Source organism: Bilophila wadsworthia ATCC 49260 (assembly GCF_000701705.1).
Taxonomy (GTDB): domain Bacteria; phylum Desulfobacterota; class Desulfovibrionia; order Desulfovibrionales; family Desulfovibrionaceae; genus Bilophila; species Bilophila wadsworthia.
On record NZ_JNJP01000045.1, the window covers coordinates 1 to 16030 of the forward strand.

Annotated in this window: 14 protein-coding genes; 6 read left to right on the plus strand and 8 right to left on the minus strand. The window is 61.7% G+C overall.

Translation table 11 applies throughout. The features are described from left to right. Positions 1-74 precede the first annotated feature (74 nt). From T370_RS0114155 to T370_RS0114165, 3 genes are read right to left on the minus strand one after another with little or no spacing between them, the layout of a single operon-like run. A complete protein-coding gene (locus T370_RS0114155; protein WP_005029653.1) occupies positions 75-860 on the minus strand; it encodes an indole-3-glycerol-phosphate synthase in 786 nt (261 codons plus the stop codon). After that, the gene (gene trpD, locus T370_RS0114160) at positions 850-2442 is read right to left on the minus strand and encodes an anthranilate phosphoribosyltransferase (RefSeq protein WP_029436091.1); all 1593 of its coding nucleotides are present in this window, start codon (positions 2440-2442) and stop codon (positions 850-852) included. Before trpD ends, T370_RS0114155 begins: the two co-directional genes overlap by 11 nt. Then, positions 2423-3865, minus strand: coding sequence for an anthranilate synthase component I family protein (locus tag T370_RS0114165; protein ID WP_029436092.1), 1443 nt, complete (start codon positions 3863-3865; stop codon positions 2423-2425). Before T370_RS0114165 ends, trpD begins: the two co-directional genes overlap by 20 nt. Before the next feature lie 560 nt (positions 3866-4425). Between T370_RS0114165 and T370_RS0114170 the strand changes: the two genes are divergently transcribed. The 6 genes from T370_RS0114170 (at position 4426) to T370_RS0114195 (ending at position 10467) form a co-directional block, all read left to right on the plus strand. Continuing rightward, positions 4426-5787: an ethanolamine ammonia-lyase subunit EutB gene (locus tag T370_RS0114170; protein ID WP_029436093.1), complete on the plus strand. Its 1362-nt coding sequence runs from the start codon at positions 4426-4428 to the stop codon at positions 5785-5787. Positions 5788-5904: 117 nt separating this feature from the next. Then, positions 5905-6771 carry an ethanolamine ammonia-lyase subunit EutC gene (eutC, locus tag T370_RS0114175; protein ID WP_248604266.1) on the plus strand — a complete coding sequence of 289 codons (867 nt, stop codon included), beginning with the start codon at positions 5905-5907 and terminating at the stop codon, positions 6769-6771. A 121-nt stretch (positions 6772-6892) separates the two neighbouring features. Next, complete coding sequence (eutL, locus tag T370_RS0114180; RefSeq protein ID WP_029436095.1) at positions 6893-7552, plus strand: ethanolamine utilization microcompartment protein EutL; 660 nt, start codon at positions 6893-6895, stop codon at positions 7550-7552. Positions 7553-7923: 371 nt separating this feature from the next. Further along, positions 7924-8682 carry a hypothetical protein gene (locus T370_RS0114185; RefSeq protein WP_029436096.1) on the plus strand — a complete coding sequence of 253 codons (759 nt, stop codon included), beginning with the start codon at positions 7924-7926 and terminating at the stop codon, positions 8680-8682. A 3-nt stretch (positions 8683-8685) separates the two neighbouring features. Further along, complete coding sequence (locus tag T370_RS0114190) at positions 8686-10101, plus strand: ethanolamine ammonia-lyase reactivating factor EutA (protein WP_005029671.1); 1416 nt, start codon at positions 8686-8688, stop codon at positions 10099-10101. Positions 10102-10119: 18 nt separating this feature from the next. After that, entirely contained in the window at positions 10120-10467 is a 348-nt protein-coding gene (locus T370_RS0114195; protein ID WP_005029673.1) for a hypothetical protein, read from the plus strand. A 121-nt stretch (positions 10468-10588) separates the two neighbouring features. Here the strand turns inward: T370_RS0114195 and T370_RS0114200 are convergent, their stop codons facing one another. The 5 genes from T370_RS0114200 to T370_RS0114220 form a co-directional block, all read right to left on the minus strand. Next, on the minus strand, positions 10589-11005 hold the full coding sequence (locus tag T370_RS0114200; protein ID WP_005029675.1) for an MmcQ/YjbR family DNA-binding protein: 417 nt from the start codon (positions 11003-11005) through the stop codon (positions 10589-10591). Positions 11006-11207: 202 nt separating this feature from the next. Beyond that, positions 11208-11453, minus strand: a complete 246-nt coding sequence (locus T370_RS0114205; protein WP_029436097.1) for a hypothetical protein — start codon at positions 11451-11453, stop codon at positions 11208-11210. Continuing rightward, on the minus strand, positions 11428-12864 hold the full coding sequence (locus tag T370_RS0114210) for a TolC family protein (RefSeq protein WP_005029679.1): 1437 nt from the start codon (positions 12862-12864) through the stop codon (positions 11428-11430). Before T370_RS0114210 ends, T370_RS0114205 begins: the two co-directional genes overlap by 26 nt. Beyond that, positions 12864-14804, minus strand: coding sequence for a MacB family efflux pump subunit (locus T370_RS0114215; protein WP_005029680.1), 1941 nt, complete (start codon positions 14802-14804; stop codon positions 12864-12866). Before T370_RS0114215 ends, T370_RS0114210 begins: the two co-directional genes overlap by 1 nt. Continuing rightward, on the minus strand, positions 14801-16009 hold the full coding sequence (locus T370_RS0114220) for an efflux RND transporter periplasmic adaptor subunit (RefSeq protein WP_005029682.1): 1209 nt from the start codon (positions 16007-16009) through the stop codon (positions 14801-14803). Before T370_RS0114220 ends, T370_RS0114215 begins: the two co-directional genes overlap by 4 nt. Positions 16010-16030: the final 21 nt, after the last annotated feature.

The following is a 16030-nucleotide window of genomic DNA, read 5'->3' on the forward strand; positions in this document are numbered from 1 at the left end:
AGGAGGGATGGGGGGCTGGGGGAAGGGAGGAGAAAGCTTTTCTCCAGAAAAGTTTCTCCTCCCTTCCCCCGGTCTTACCTCTCCAACAGCCCCTTCAACGCCGCGCCGGGCGCGCCGCCGTCCATGAGGCTGGTCCCGACAAGCACGGCCTGGTAGCCGGCTCCGGCGGCCTGACGGAGATGATCCGAAGCGGAGATGCCGCTCGCCGCAATCCATGCTTCGTTGTCTCCGGCCTGATGGAACCGCTCTGCAAGACGGAGGCAGGCGGAGCGATCCACTTGCAGCGTATCCAGATCCCGGGCGTTCACCTGAATGATCCGTGCCCCGGACTCGCGGGCAAGGGCGAGATCGGCTTCATCGAAGATCTCAACCACGGCGTCGATGCCGTGCGCTTCCGCCTGCTCGCGCAGGGAGCGAAGCAGGGCCGCGTCGGGCGTCAGGCGGACGATGAGCAGCAGGGCCGAGGCCGGGGTTGCCGCCGTAGCCGCCACCTGTAACCGATCAAAGATGAAGTCCTTCCGCAACAAAGGCAGTCCGGGCGCGGACATGCGCTTGAGATACCCGAGCGTGCCCTTGAAATAGGTTTCCTCGGTCAGCACGGAGAGGCAGGAAGCACCGGCTTCGGCGTACTGCTTGGCCGCTTCTTCCGGCGGGAAATCCATCAGGATGTCCCCCCGCGAAGGGGACGCCCGCTTGAACTCCGCGATGACGTGGGGCCGGTTTCCGTTCGGAGCGCACAGGGCGTTTAGAAAGGACGGACGCTCGATCCGAAGCGGCAACGGCAGCATATTGATGTATTCGAGCTGGCGGAGCGCTTGTATCTCGGGCTGTTTCGCCGTTTTGAATTTCTCAAGCAGCATGGAGCACCCTCCCGCCCACGCCGGAAGCGAGGGCTTCGCGGGCTTTCGCTATGCAGGTCGCCAGCGGCAGCTTGCCTTCCAGCAGATAGATGCTCATGCCGACGTTGAGGGCGAGCATGTTGCGCATGGCTTCGGGGCCGCGTCCGGCGAGGAGTTCGCGGAGGACGGCGACGGCTTCGTCACGGCTGGACACGGCAAGGTCTTCGGGCGTGCACGCGGGGATGCCGTAGTCCGCCGGATCGAGGGTGAGCGGTTCGAGCTTGCCGTCGTCGAGGATGATCATTTCGTTCGGGCCGATGGGGGTTATTTCGTCATAGCCGCCCGCCCCGCAAACCACGGCGGCCCGGTGTACGGAAGACTGGGCCAGCGTTTCGGCCATGAGCTTCACGAGATTGGGCCGGGCCACGCCCAGCAGGATGTGCGTGGGGCGGGACGGGTTGATCAGGGGGCCGAGCAGGTTGAACAGGGTACGGATGCCGAGTTCGTTACGGATGGGCGCGATGTTGCGGAAACAGGGGTGGAACCGCTGCGCGAACAGGAACACGAAGTTCTGGTCGTGCAGGATTTTGCCCACTTCGGCTGGGTTGACGTCCAGATTGACGCCGAGCCCTTCCAGCGCGTCGGCGCTGCCGCATTTGGAGGACACGGCGCGGTTGCCGTGCTTGACCACCTGATAGCCCATGCCCGCCAGCGTGAGCGCCGTGCCGGTGGAGCAGTTGAAGGACGAGCGCCCGTCGCCTCCGGTGCCCACGACTTCAATATAGGGGCCTTCGATGCCGTCCACGCGCACGGCCCGGGCCAGCGCGGCGCGGGTGGCGTGGGCCATTTCGAGCGGGCTTTCGCCCTTCATGCGCAGGCCCATGAGGAAGCTGCCCGCCTGAGAGGGGGTCATGGTGCCGTCCATGAGCGCCGAGAATCCGGCGGAAGCCATGTCAGCGGTCAGATCCTGTCCGCTGGCGAGGGTATCCAGAATGACGTTGATGGCGTTGGCGTCATTGCCTGCGGGCAGGATCGCCTTGGGGAAATTGCCGAGCAAGCGCAGCCCGTCCGGGGTCAGGATCGATTCCGGATGGAACTGGACGCCCACCCACGGGCGATCCTTATAGCGGAGGGCCATGATTTCGCCTTCGGGACCGTGCGCCGTGACCGTGAATTTGGCGTGCGCCTCGTCCACGTCGGAACGGACGACCAGCGAATGGTAGCGCCCCACGCGCATGGGGTTCGGGACGCCTGAGAAAAGCCCCGAGCCGTCGTGCACGATTTCGGATGCCTTGCCGTGCATGATGCAGGGCCCGACCACGACTTCGGCTCCGGCGGCAAGGCCGAGGGCCTGATGGCCGAGGCAGACGCCGAGCACCGGGACTTTGGGATCGAGGATGCGGAGGACTTCCATGCAGTATCCGGCGTCCTTGGGATGGCCGGGGCCGGGGGAGAGGCACACCATGTTCAGGGACGGGTCCTGCGCCAGTTCGAGCAGCCGGGGATCGTCGTTTTTGACGACCACGGGATCTTGCCCGAGTGCATAGAAAGCCTGCACGAGGTTGTAGGTGAACGAGTCGTAGTTATCGATGAGCAGGAACATGGTCTTCTCCGGTGGTGTTGAGCACGGTACGCATGATGGCTGATTTATTGTAGACTTCATTCCATTCGGCGACGGGGTCGGAGTCGAAGACGATGCCGCCGCCCGCCTGCCAATGGAGTTTCCCATCCTTTACCCACATGCTGCGGATGGTGATGCCGGTATCGAGGCTGACGTTGTCGTCGTCGAGCCCGAGCCAGCCGATGCAGCCCGCGTAGGGGCCGCGCGGAAGCTGTTCCGTTTCCGCGATGATTTCCATAGCCCGGACTTTGGGCGCGCCGCTGACCGTGCCCGCCGGGAAGGTCGCCGCCAGCACGTCCAGCGCGTCGAGATCCGGCTGGAGCCGGGCCGTGATCCGCGAGGTCAGGTGCATGACGTGGGAGAAGCGTTCCACTTCCATGAGCCGCTCCACGTTGACCGTGCCGGGGCGGGCTATGCGCCCGAGGTCGTTGCGGCCCAGATCCACCAGCATGACGTGCTCGGCGCGTTCCTTGGGATCTTCCTGCAGCTCTGCGGCGAGGCGGGCGTCTTCGAGATCGTCGGCTCCGCGTTTGCGGGTCCCGGCAATGGGGGAGAGCTGGAGCTTGCCTTCGTCGCACCGGACCATGACTTCGGGAGAAGAGCCGAACAGGGTGATGCCCGGCAGATCCATGAAGAACATATAAGGCGAGGCGTTGCAGCGGCGCATCCGGCGGTACAGGGTGAAGGCGTCTCCCGCGAACGGCGTGCTGAACCGGCAGGAGGGAACGACCTGAATGGCCTCGCCCTGACGGAGCATCTGTTTGATTTTGTTCACGGCATCCATGTAGCCTTCCCGTCCCGGCGTGGCGGTCACGGCATCTTCGCCGATGAAGGACAGGGCCGCGCCGCATTCCCGCGTCCGTGCGCCGTTCACGTCCCTGTGTTCGCCGAGGCTGATCTGGCACAGCCGGTTGTACAGGTGGTCGAACACGAGCACGGTTCCCGGTAGAACAAGGCTTGCGTCGGCGTCCTTTTGGGGCAGGCAGTTTTCCAGCTTCTTGTTGAAGAAGCTCGCCATGCCGTAGCCGAAATAGCCGTACAGGGCGCGGGTGATGGGCGGCAGCGTGATGCCCTCGGGTTTTTCGAGGTGCAGGCCGCGCATGAGCGTGCGCAAGCCTTCCGTGAAGGGCATCCTGTTGAGCACGGCAAAGGGGCGCAGGCGGTCGTCGTTGGTGTCGAGGGCCAGCAGCCCGTCCCGGCAGGTGGCCTGAAGCAGGAAGTCGCAGGCCAGAATGCTGTAGCGTCCCCACCGCCCGTCGACCTCCGCGCTTTCCAGCAGAATGCCGTGATGCTCGTGGCACATACCGAGGAAGAGACTGATGGGGGTGTCCATATCCGCCGGGAGCCACCGCGCGCTCTGGCGCAGGGTGACGTCGGGGGCGGCGGGCGTTTTGGAAGCTGTCATGTCGGTGATCCTTTTGGGGTTAAGGTACAAAAAAAGGCGCCATCCTCGGGAGGATGGCGCCTGTATGAACGGATACAGTAATGCCGGATCGGACCTTACACAGGCCGCACTCCCCCCCTCACGTCGATGACGCGCCACCACCAGCGATAAGCGGTAAAGGAAAGGGAAGAGGCATTGAACATGTTGTGGTCCTTAAAAGGTGTTGCCTAATGTGAAAAAGAATACGTGCGCAAAAATTACTGCGAACCCGGCGAGTTGTCAATCCCTCATGGGCATACTTTTTTCCGGAAAGAGCCTTTCCAATCCGGGAGAAGGGATGCGGTATCATCGTGCAAACATGGCTAGGGTGTCCTTTTGCCGCCGCACGAAACGCGCAGGTTTAAGCACATGAAGAGTCCTCTACTCCGAATTTGTGACGGTTTCGTGTCCGGAAAAAGAAAAAACGGTATGGGACCCGAGCAGACGGAATGTTTGACATGCCGTAGCCTTGACGCCGATTCCTCCTGCGGCTAGGCTTCTTCCTTTCGTATGATGCAAGCTATAGTCTATTGAGGGACGCTGTGAAACTGAAAACGACTCTTTTCGGCGAAACCTACCGCTTCGATTCGGTGCGGGACGTGCTGAACAAGGCGGGGGAACTGCGCTCCGGCGATGTGCTGGCGGGCGTTGCCGCCTCGTCCATGCAGGAACGCGTCGCCGCCAAGCAGGTGCTCAGCGAGCTGACGCTTGGCGACCTGCGCGAACATCCCGTAGTCCCTTATGAAGACGACGCCGTGACGCGCATCATTCAGGATGCCGTGCATACTCCGGTCTACGAGAGCATCAGGAACTGGTCGGTCGGGGAATTCCGGGAATTTCTGCTGGACGGGCGTACCTCTTCCGCCGCCATTGAGCGCGTCCGCAAAGGCCTCACTTCGGAAATGGCCGCCGCCGTATCCAAGATCATGTCCAACGCCGATCTTATTTTCGCGGCGAAGAAAATGCCCGTGGTCGTGCGTTCCAACAATACCGTAGGCCTGCCGGGGCATTTCTCCTCGCGGCTTCAGCCCAACGACACGCGGGACGAGATCCCGTCCATCGTGGCGCAGGTGTACGAGGGGCTGTCCTACGGCGCGGGGGATGCGGTCATCGGCATCAATCCGGTGACGGATACGGTGGAGAACACCAAGGCCATGCTCAACGCCCTGTGGGAGATCATCGAACGCCACCAGATCCCCACCCAGAACTGCGTGCTGGCCCACGTCACCACGCAGATGGAAGCCATCCGGCAGGGCGCCAACGCGGGCATGATCTTCCAGAGCATCGCGGGCAGCGAAAAGGGGCTGCGCGAATTCGGCGTGACCACCGGCCTGCTTGATGAGGCGTATGATCTCGCGCGGCATTACTGTCAGGCCACCGGCCCCAACGTCATGTATTTCGAGACGGGGCAGGGCTCAGCGCTGTCGGCGGACGCGCACTACGGCTGTGATCAGGTGACGATGGAGGCCCGCTGTTACGGGCTGGCCCGCCGCTACCAGCCGTTCATGGTCAATACGGTGGTTGGTTTTATCGGGCCGGAATACTTATACAACCATCAGCAGATCATCCGGGCCGGGCTTGAAGACCATTTTATGGGCAAGCTGCACGGCCTGCCGATGGGCTGTGACTGCTGCTATACGAACCATGCCGACACCGATCAGAATTCCAACGAGAACCTCATGATCCTGCTGGCGACCGCGGGCGTGAACTTCATCATCTCCCTGCCGATGGGCGACGATATCATGTTGAATTACCAGACCAATTCCTTCCATGACATCGCCACCGTGCGCCAGTTGCTCGATCTGCGGCCCGCGCCGGAGTTCGAACAGTGGCTGGAGCGGCACGGAATCATGGAAAACGGCTGTCTCACCTCCCGCGCCGGGGATGCCTCCATTTTCTTTTAGAGGAACGCCATGCAGGAACAAGAAATTCACGATCTGGTGGCGTCCGTGTTGGATGCCCTGAAAACGCAACAAGCGTTTCCCGCTCCATCCGTTGGGCAAGGTGGAAGGTTTTCCGCAATGCAATCGGAGCAAAGGCCCTTGACTGGTTCGGGGGCAGAGCCGGAACTTTTGGCGGCAACCGTTGATGCCGATACAGGCGCGTCGCTGGAAGATCTGGGCGGCCCCGCTTTCCGTAAGCCTTGCGGGGTGAAAGAGCCGCACAATCCCGACGTGTTGCAGGAGTTCATGCGGAGTACCGGGGCCCGGATTGGGGGCGGCGCGTGTGGAACGCGTCCTTCGACCACTGCCTACCTGCGTTTCCTTGCGGATCATGCCCGATCCAAGGGAACGGTTTTCCGTGAAGTTCCTGAGGAATGGCTGCGCCGGCGCGGGATGCTGGCGGTTCAGACGTTGGTGGAAGACAAGGATACTTATCTGACGCGTCCGGATTTGGGGCGCGTACTCTCGGAGGCGTCCCTGCAAACGGTGCGGGAGCGCTACAAGCCCGTCCCGCAGGTGCTGATCGTGCTGTCCGACGGCTTGAGCACGGATGCCGTGCTCGCCAATGCGGACGAGATCGTGCCTCCGCTGACCAATGGCCTGAGGCAGGCCGGGTTCACGGTGGGCGATCCGCTGTTCCTGCGTTACGGGCGGGTCAAGGCCGAGGACCGTCTGGGTGAGGCCATAGGCTGTGACGTGGTGCTGATGCTTGTGGGCGAGCGTCCCGGTCTGGGGCAGTCGGAAAGCATGAGCTGTTACGGGGTGTACCGCCCCACGGCGGCGACGCTGGAGTCGGATCGTTCGGTCATTTCCAACATCCACCGCGAAGGCACGCCGCCTGTGGAGGCCGCCGCGGTTATCGTTGATCTTGTACGCCAGATGATGCAGCACAAGGCCAGCGGCATAGCGCTGAACAAGGCGCTCAATCCCGGTTTTTCCGGCTGACGACATGCCGGAAATCCGCAGGGGAGCGGCGGGAACAGCCCTTTCTCCGACGTTTTTAACCGTGCTGCGATTATTGATACCCTGTTGTTTTTGATACATAAGACGCAATGAGAGAGCGCCGATGAAAGTGTTGCAACCCGTTCCAGTCCGAGTACTTGCCAGCCGGATCATCCCTTCGGTCGATCCGGGGCTGGCTGCGGCCTTCAAGCTTGAGCCGCGCCACCGTGCGCTCGCCCTGTTTACCTCCGACAGCGATGATGTGAGCTACATAGCCATCGACGAAGCGACCAAAAAGGCCGCCGTGGATGTCGTCTACGCCAGCTCCTTTTATGGCGGGGCGGCCCATGCCTCCGGGCCCTATTCCGGCGAATTTATAGGAATCCTTGCTGCGGAGACACCCGGGGATGTCGAAGAGGGGCTGCGCATCGCCGTGGATTACGCCCAGAACCGCGTTTCGTTCCTGACGGCCGATCCCGAAGGGAAGCTGATCTTTTTGTCGCATCTGGTTTCCTCTTGCGGCACGTACGTTGCGGAGCAGGCCGGGATTCCGGTAGGCACGGCGTTGGCATGGCTCATTGCGCCGCCGCTGGAGGCTACGTTCGGTCTGGATGCGGCGCTGAAGGCTGCGGACGTTCGGTTGGTGAAGCATTTCCCCCCGCCGTCCGAGACCAACTTTTCCGGCGGCTGGCTTGCCGGGGATCAGGCGGCGTGCCAGGCGGCGTGTCAGGCGTTCACCGAAGCCGTGCTCGGCGTTGCCGCCGGTCCATTGGAAAGAATTTGATTTTTGAGATTGGGGAGGGGCAGGGAACCCTTTTGAAAAAGGGTTCCCTGCCCCTCCCCAAACCCCACCCCTTCCCTCCTAAAACTTTCGACTGGTGGGGAGGTTGCGCGGCGGGAGTTCCGTTGTTTACTTGAGCTGTATTCGTCGTGACGGGCGTTCGTGGGTGAAGAAATTTCGTAGCATGTAGGTATAATTGAGAAAAATGGTCGAGCTGGATGAACTCGCAGGCGGCTTTAACGTGCGGGCAGGGTATCCGAAGGATGCGGCAACTGGATTGTCGCGCAGGCCGTTTCTGGGGGATTGGGAAAAGGCAATGAGCGTACCCCGCTTTGGGGGAAAGAGCGGGATTCTCTGTAACACATGGAAACGAAATGCAGTATTTGACGGAACAGGACTTGATGGCCCGTTGCGGCCTGGGACAGGGCGTGGAACTGCATCTTTCCCCGGAGGAACGTCTGACGCCTTCCGCGCAGGAGCTGGTGAACAACAGGAAGATACGGATTCTCATCGTATCCGGCGACGGCCGCGTCGCCCGTGAGGACGGCAAGGCCGTGCATCCGTTGGCGACCGAGGAGCGTCCCTTCGCCAAGGTCGAAAAGACCGAAGCGCAGACCCATCTGAACGGCACGGAAATGGTGACCAAGGAGCATCCTCGGATTTGGTTCCGGGGCAAGGTGGATTCCGCCATTGCCGCCGCTATCCTTGTCCAGACGCAGTTGCAGCCCGTGCTGGCGCCGGAGTTGCAGGGCTTACTGGCGGATCTGCGTTCGTGGCTCGGGTGGGCCATGCGTTGCGAAGTGCTGGATGAAGCCGTGCCCGTATTGAGCATGGGGCCGTTTTCGCGGGAAGCTGTGCGGCGGTTGGCTTGCCATCCTGAGGAGCTTGGATTGGAACCGCTGTGTCCCGATGCGGCGGAAGGTTCCATTTTTACCTTACTCAATTGGTTGCGGGCGATCATCCGTGAAACGGAAGTGGCGGCTGCATTCGCTTTCCGCAAGCAGGACGGCACATTGGAGCGCCCGGATATTTTGGAGCTTTTAGACGGGCTGAGCAACGCGGTTTACGCGTTCATGCTGTTGGTGAAGGCGGGCGACAGGGGCTTGGGAGCCATACAAGCCGCGCGGGGATAGGCAATGGACAGCAAGCAAATCCTCAGCGTCGGCATTGATATCGGAACGAGTACGTCGCAGCTTGTTTTCTCCCGCCTGGAATTGCGCAACAGGGCGGCAGCCTGTCAGATTCCGCGTTTTGAAATCACGGATCGCCGGATCGTTTGGCAGAGCCCGGTGGCCTTCACGCCGCTCACGGACGTGGACACGCTGGACGAGGCGGCGCTCGATGCCCTTATCCGGGGCTGGTATGCGGAAGCGGGCGTGCGACCGGAAGATGTGGAAACGGGCGCGGTCATTGTGACGGGCGAGAGCCTCAAAACCGTGAACGCCCGGCGCACGGTCATGCGTCTGGCGGACAGCCTCGGGGATTTTGTCGTGGCCTCGGCGGGTCCGCATCTGGAATCCGTCATTGCGGGACGGGGCGCGGGTGCGGCGGCGCTTTCCGAGGCGCGGCGCGGTACGGTCCTGAACATCGACATCGGCGGCGGGACATCCAACTATGCGGTATTCCGCGCCGGTCGGGTCATTGATACGGCTTGCCTCAACATGGGCGGGCGTCTGGCCGAAACCGACGGGCACGGCTGGATCACCCGCGTCCGCAAGCCGCTTCTTCCCGTTCTCGAAGAGTTGTACGGTTCCCGTGCGCCTGAAACCCTTGGCCCTGACGATATTCCCGCTATAGCGGACCGCATGGCCGGGTTGATCTGGCAGGTACTGGCTGACGAGCGTTCCCCGCTGGCGGATCGGCTGCTCCAGACGCCGCCGCTGAAAATGTGGCGTTATGATGCGGTGACGCTGTCGGGCGGGGTCGGGGCGTGCTGTGCCGAACCGGAGGCCGATCCGTTCCGGTTCCGGGATCTGGGGCCGTCGCTGGCCCGCGCCATAGTGCGCCACCCCGGTTTTGCGGCTTTGCCCCTCCTGCCCCCCTCCCAGACGGTGCGGGCTACGGTGATCGGTGCAGGCTCATGGATGCTTTCGCTTTCCGGCGCGACGGTCTGGGCTGATGACGCCCTGTTGCCGATGCGTAATCTTCCCGTGGTATTCCCGTGGCTGGACTGGCACGCCGGGCTGACGCCCGCCGCAGTGGAAACGGCGATTGGGGATGCCATGCGGCGTATGGACCTTGGCGATGCGGATCGTTTTGTCGTGGGGCTTCCCGCTGGGATGCCTGTTGCCTACGCCACCGTGTGTCTGCTGGTCGAAGCGCTCGCCGGTTTTTGGAGCCGCCGCCCGGAAGGGCAGCCCGTGTTAGTGGCACTCGCGGAGGACATGGGCAAGGTGCTCGGCATGGAGCTGCGCCCGCGTCTCAGCGGGCGTCCTCTGGTGGTGCTTGATGAATTGAAGCTGGCCGACGGCGATTATCTGGACATGGGCAAGCCGCTGTATCAGGGCGGCGTCGTACCCGTCACCATCAAATCATTGGCCTTTTCCGGCTGATCAGCAAAGCCCGACGCCATGAACGACAACGGATTTCTGTACAATCTTGAACGGGCGCAGGCAGGTCCGGTGGATGAGGAGGCGCTTGCCCGCAAGATGGCGGCCCGTACCGCCCGTGTGGCCCGCGCGCACGAATCCGTATTCACGGAGGCGAACGGCTGGTCCGGGCAATTTCCGGGGACGCCGGGATATTACTATTTTGCGGACAGCGACGAAGGCCAGTATGTCATCGTCGAGGCGATCGGCGAAGATGGGGGCTTGGAGATTTACTACAGCGGCAGTGAGATAGCCTTTCCGCCGGAGGGCATGGACGGCAAATGGAAGCCCGTTCCCGTGCCTTGCGAGTGTTTGCGGGAGAGAGGCTGAGGAGGAAGAAGCCTTTAGGAAGGGAACCGCGCTGCCGTCGCAGGCTAGGAATATCCGCAACAGCGCTCGGCGGTTAGAGACGTTTCCGCCCGTTTTTGGGCTCTTCCTTTCCGTTTCCCCTTCATTTTTCCAACGGTTCTGAACGGCTGGAAAGCTGTTCGCTGGGAACCCGTTTTTTACGTCTTTGAGTTAAACGATAGCTTTCCATGAGCAGATCGCGGAGTTCCTTTTCGGCGAAGCCGCTTTCCAGAAGGATCGTGATCCAGTGCTTCTTGTTCATATGGTACGCGGGCAGGATCCCCGGATCGCCGTATAGCAGCATGTCCAGCACTTGGGCACTCTTCACATTGATGATTTCGACGTTTCCTTTCCCAGGCAGCCCCAGCTTGGATAGGGGCACGCTCATCACAATGCCGTACCATTTCCCGTTATCCGCATGTCTCAATACGGCATATTCCGGCTCTTGAGGCCACGGGTAGTCCGGTTCCGTGCCGAATGTGGCCTTTACGTACGCGAACAATTCGTCTCGGGTAGGCATAAACGCTCCCATGTGCGGGTGTGTTTTGAGTTTGCGCATGTTGGTAATGGGGAAAACCGTCAACGAGGTTTCGACAGGCGCGGACGTTTTTGGAGAGGGAGAGACGGGCGCAAGCCGACTCTATAAATTGGGGGAAGGGAAATTTCTTTCAGAAAAATTTCCCTACCCCCAATTTTTTATACCTGTTCAAAGAGGATGGGGGTTACTCTTCCACCGACGCCTCGGCCTTTTCGATCTCCTGTTGGATGAATGCCGCGAGATCGGCGGGTTTCTCGCCCTCGAACCAGGCGACCCAGAGGGAGGCGTTTTCGTTATAGTCCTTCAGCGACTCATAAAAGCCCACGGCGCGTTGCGAAGCCACGGCATAGCGCAGCTCGGGGTGGTTGGTTTCGAAGACCCGTTCGGCGTCCTCAAACGGCGCCTTATTGATTTCTTTGACTTGGAACATGTGTTTCTCCATTGGTGGACGTGTGCCCCTGTGTAGCCTTTCCGCCAGACGGCGGCAAGATGCGTTCGTAACGCCCGCCCATCGCTTTGTAGATCTGGTTCTCGTACCGGATGACCCGGTATTTCGCTTCCAGCGCCGAAAGCATGGAGTTGTCCGCCGTATTCAGGGCGTCCAGATAATCCTTGAGCTCGGCGGCACCGAGATCGTAGCGGGTCTGGTAGTACTCTCCGATGCGCACGTCCTTCTGGTGTTTCGACAGGGTGTTTTCCAGCGAGCGCTGCGCGTTGGCGTAACTGAAATAGGCTGTGTCCACCTCGTTCAGCGCCGACGTTACGGCCTGCGTGAAATCCAGTTTCGCCGATTCGAAATCCGCTTCGGAAATCTTGATGTTCCAGCGGATGGTGTTCCATTGCAGGAACGGGAAGCTGACGCGCACCGTACCTGCGAGCAGGGGCAGGTCAAAGACCTTGCTTGAGGTTGAGGATGAGGTGCCGAGCGTCGAGCCGATGGAGATCGTCGGGTACCAGCTTGCGCGGTCCGACTCCAGCGTCTTGAAGGCGCTTTGCAGGCGGGCTTCCGAGGCCCGGATGTCCGGACGCGCGGAGAGGGCCGCCACGGGCACGTCGAGATCCACCCCGACCGTGGGGTAGGACATCAGGTCGGCATTGCCGATGGCCGGGTTCTCACCGGGGCGGATATTGAGCAAATCCCGGAGCGTCTGGCGGGCCACATTCTGCCGATCTTGCAGATCAAGCAGGCTGTTGCGGGCTGAAAGCAGGGATTGCTGCGCCTGCAGGGGCTCCACGGAAGCCACCTTGCCGAATTCGTACTTGGCTTCAATGAGGCGGAGCAGCTCCTGGTAGCGCTTGACGCTGGCGTCCATGACCTTGATGGATTCGTCAAGGTATTTCAGCTCGAAATAGGTGTCCGCCACGCTGTTGACGAGGGCCAGCCGTGCGGCTTCCCGGTCTTCCATCGTGGCCTTGTATTCCCATTCCTGCGCGTTGGCGGCGTTGCGGAGCTTCTGCCACAGGTCGACCTCGTAGCTCACCCCGAATTCGGTCTGGTACGAGCGCGCGGCGTTGCCGTTGTCGATGTTGTGGGACGCGGCGGCGGAAGCGTTCGCCGAAAACGAGGGTACAAGATCCGCAGAGAGCAGGCGTGCCTGATACAGCGCCCGGTTCACCTTGATGGCGCTCAGGGCGAGGTCTACGTTCCGCTCCAGCGCCAAAGCCACGATCCGGTCCAGATCCGCGTCGTGGTAGCCTTTCCACCATGCGGTGTTCAGGCTGTAGCTGGCGGCGACGTCCTCCGCCGGAAGCAGATCCGTTTTCAGGCTGCCCATCGGGTAGTTGGCACAGCCGCCGAGCCCGAGGACGAGCAGGGCGGCGAACAATCGTATGGCGTTCATCATTCCCTCGAAAGCGCGTCGATAGGGTTGAGGCGGGAGGCGTTCCGCGCGGGCATGAATCCGAAGACGATGCCGATGGCCGACGAGCAGACCAGCGCCAGCAGCATGGAGCCGGCGGAATAGGACATGGCGAAGTTGGAGACGAGCAGATCGAAGACCACGCCGATGAGGTAGGACACCACGATGCCGAGCACCCCGCCGATGACGCAGATGAGCACCGCTTCGATGAGGAACTGCTCCATGATGTTGCCCTGTTTTGCGCCGATGGCCATGCGGAGCCCGATTTCCCGCGTGCGTTCCGTGACCGACACCAGCATGATGTTCATGACCCCGATGCCGCCCACGACCAGCGAGATGAGCGCGATGCCCGAAATGAGCAGGGCCATGGTCCCGGTGGTGCTCTCGATGGTCTTCTTGATGCTGTCCGTGTTCACGGTGAAGAAGTCCGTCTTGCCGTGGCGGGCCGTGAGCAGGGCGGTCAGGTTCTTTTCCGCCATGAGCGGCATGACGTTGTCCTTCACCTTGACGATGACAGAGGAAATGTGCCGCTGTCCGGTGATCTTGTTCATGACCGTGGTGTAGGGGGCCCACAGGTTGAGCGTGTCGGTGGGGCCGAACACGGAATCCTGCTTTTCGGCCACGGCGATGATTTCCAGCGGCTGTCGGTTGAACAGGAGCACCTGCCCCACCGGGTCGCCGCCGTTCGGGAACAGCTTCTTCCGGGTGTTGTCGTCGATGACCACGTAGGAATGGTTCGCCCGTACGTCGTCCCTGTTGAAGAACCGGCCTTCGGCGGGCTTGAGCCCCTTGACGTCGAAATACTGCTCGCCCACGCCGCTGAGCTGGGCGTTCACCGTGATGTTGCGGTAGACGAGCGTTCCCGCCGCCGTGGTGTTGGGCGTGGCGCTGTCGATGTAGCTCTGCTTGCCGAGGACGTCGGAGTCCGCGACGGTGAGCGTCTTGACCTTGTCCGATTTACGGTCGCCGAAGCCTTGCCCGGGATAGACGTTGATGGTGTTCGTGCCCATCGAGCTGATGTTGGCGATGATCTTTTCCTGCGACCCGCGCCCCAGCGCGACCACGGACACCACCGAGGCGATGCCGATGATGATGCCGAGCATGGTCAGCACGGACCGCATCTTGTGGGCGAGGATGGCCTGCACCGACATTTTGAACGCCTCGACGAACTGATCCTTGCGGAACAGGAAGGAGGCGCGGGGCGAGCGGGGGAGTTCGCGTTCCGGCGCGGGGACGAATTCCCGGCTCCGGGTGTCGGAAATGATCGAACCGTCCTTGATTTCGATGACCCGGCTGGCAAAGCCCGCGATGTGGTGGTCGTGGGTCACGACGATGATGGTGTGCCCCCGCCTGTTCAGCTCGGTGAGGATGTCCATGACGTTCTCGCCGCTTTTGGAGTCGAGCGCGCCGGTGGGTTCGTCGGCAAGGATGATGCTGCCGCCGTTCATGAGCGCCCGGGCGATGGAAACGCGCTGCTGCTGGCCGCCGGAAAGCTCGTTGGGCTTGTTCTCCAGCTTGTCCGGCAGGCCCAGATCCGCGAGCAGGGACTTGGCCCGGTCAAGGCGCGCCTTTTTGTCCACCCCGGAGTATACGGCGGGAAGGGCCACGTTTTCCGTGGCGGACAGCGTGGAGAGCAGGTTGTAGCGCTGGAAGATGAACCCGATGCGCTTCCCGCGCAGTTCCGCGAGCTCGTCGCTGTCCAGCGTGCCGATGTCCACGCCGCCGATGCGGCAGACCCCGGAAGACTGGGTGTCGAGGCAGCCCAGGATGTTCATGAGCGTCGACTTGCCCGATCCGGACTGTCCGATGATGGCGACGAAATCGCCTTCCTCGATGGCAAAGGACATGTCCTTCAGCACATGGACGCGGTTTTGCCCGGTCCCGAAGAACTTGTTGATGCCTTCGGCTTCGATGATTTTCATAGCCGCGGTCCCCGGTGGCGCTGCTGGACTTGGGCGTCGCGTTCCTGTTGGGTGACCTGAGCGGTGATCACGGCGTCGCCTTCCTTGAGCCCGGAAAGGATCTGGATGTGGATGCCGTCGGCGATGCCGGTGGTTACTTCCCGGCGCTCAGGCTTGTCGCCGGGGCCGAGCACGCGCACGAACTTCTTGCCGTTGCGGGACTGGACGGCGATCACGGGGACGAGCAGGGCGTCCTTGACGTCCGCCACGGTGATCACGTTCTGGGTGGTCATGCCGATGCGCAACGGGCCTTCCTTGTTGTCGATAAGCGCTTTGCCGTAATAGTACACGGCATTGTTCGATGACGAAGAGGACGACGAGGAAGCGGAGCTGCCCGTCGACGAGGTGGTCTTGTAGCTGCCGTCCGTGAGCGTGGTCAGGCCGGGGTCGATGGACGTCAGGGTGGCCTTGTATTCCGTCTCGGGATTGGAAAGGATGGTATAGGTGATGGGCATACCCGGCTTGACCGCCGTAATGTCGCCCTCGGAGATTTCGATCTTGATTTCCATCTTGTCCAGATCCGCGATCTGGACGATGGTGGGCGTGGTCTGATTGGCGTTGACGGTCTGGCCTTCGTCCACGGGCACGGAAACGATGGTCCCGTCGAGCGGCGCGGTGATGCGGGTGTAGCCGAGGTTGACCTCGTCCGTGTTCACGGCAATCCGGGCTTGCCGGATCTGCGATTCGAGTTCGGTCACTTCGGCCTTGGCGAGGGCATAGGCGTTCTCGGCGTCCTCGAGGCTTTCCTTGGAGGCCGCGTCGCGCTTCTTGAGCTGCATCTCACGGTCATACTTGGTTTTGGCGATCTTCAGGGCCACCTTTTTGGCGGCAAGCTGCGATTCATAGGACTGGAGCCGGGCCTTGTCCGTCTCAAGCTGGTTGAGCTGCGGCACGGAATCGATTTCGGCGATCAGATCGCCTTTCTTCACGTCCTGCCCGAGGACGACATGCAGCTTTTTGATCTGCCCGCCGACCTGTGCGCCCACGCTGACGAGCTGGACCGCGCCGACTTCGCCGGTGGCGTTGACGGTTCTGGTAATGTTTCCGATCGTCACGGGTTCCGTCAGATAGGCCATCCCGTCGCCCTGATCCATGCGGAGCACATACCACGCGGCGACCGCTGCGGCGACGGCAAGCGCCGCGATGAGGAACAATTTTTTTTTCATCAATCAATCCACTGTACGGCA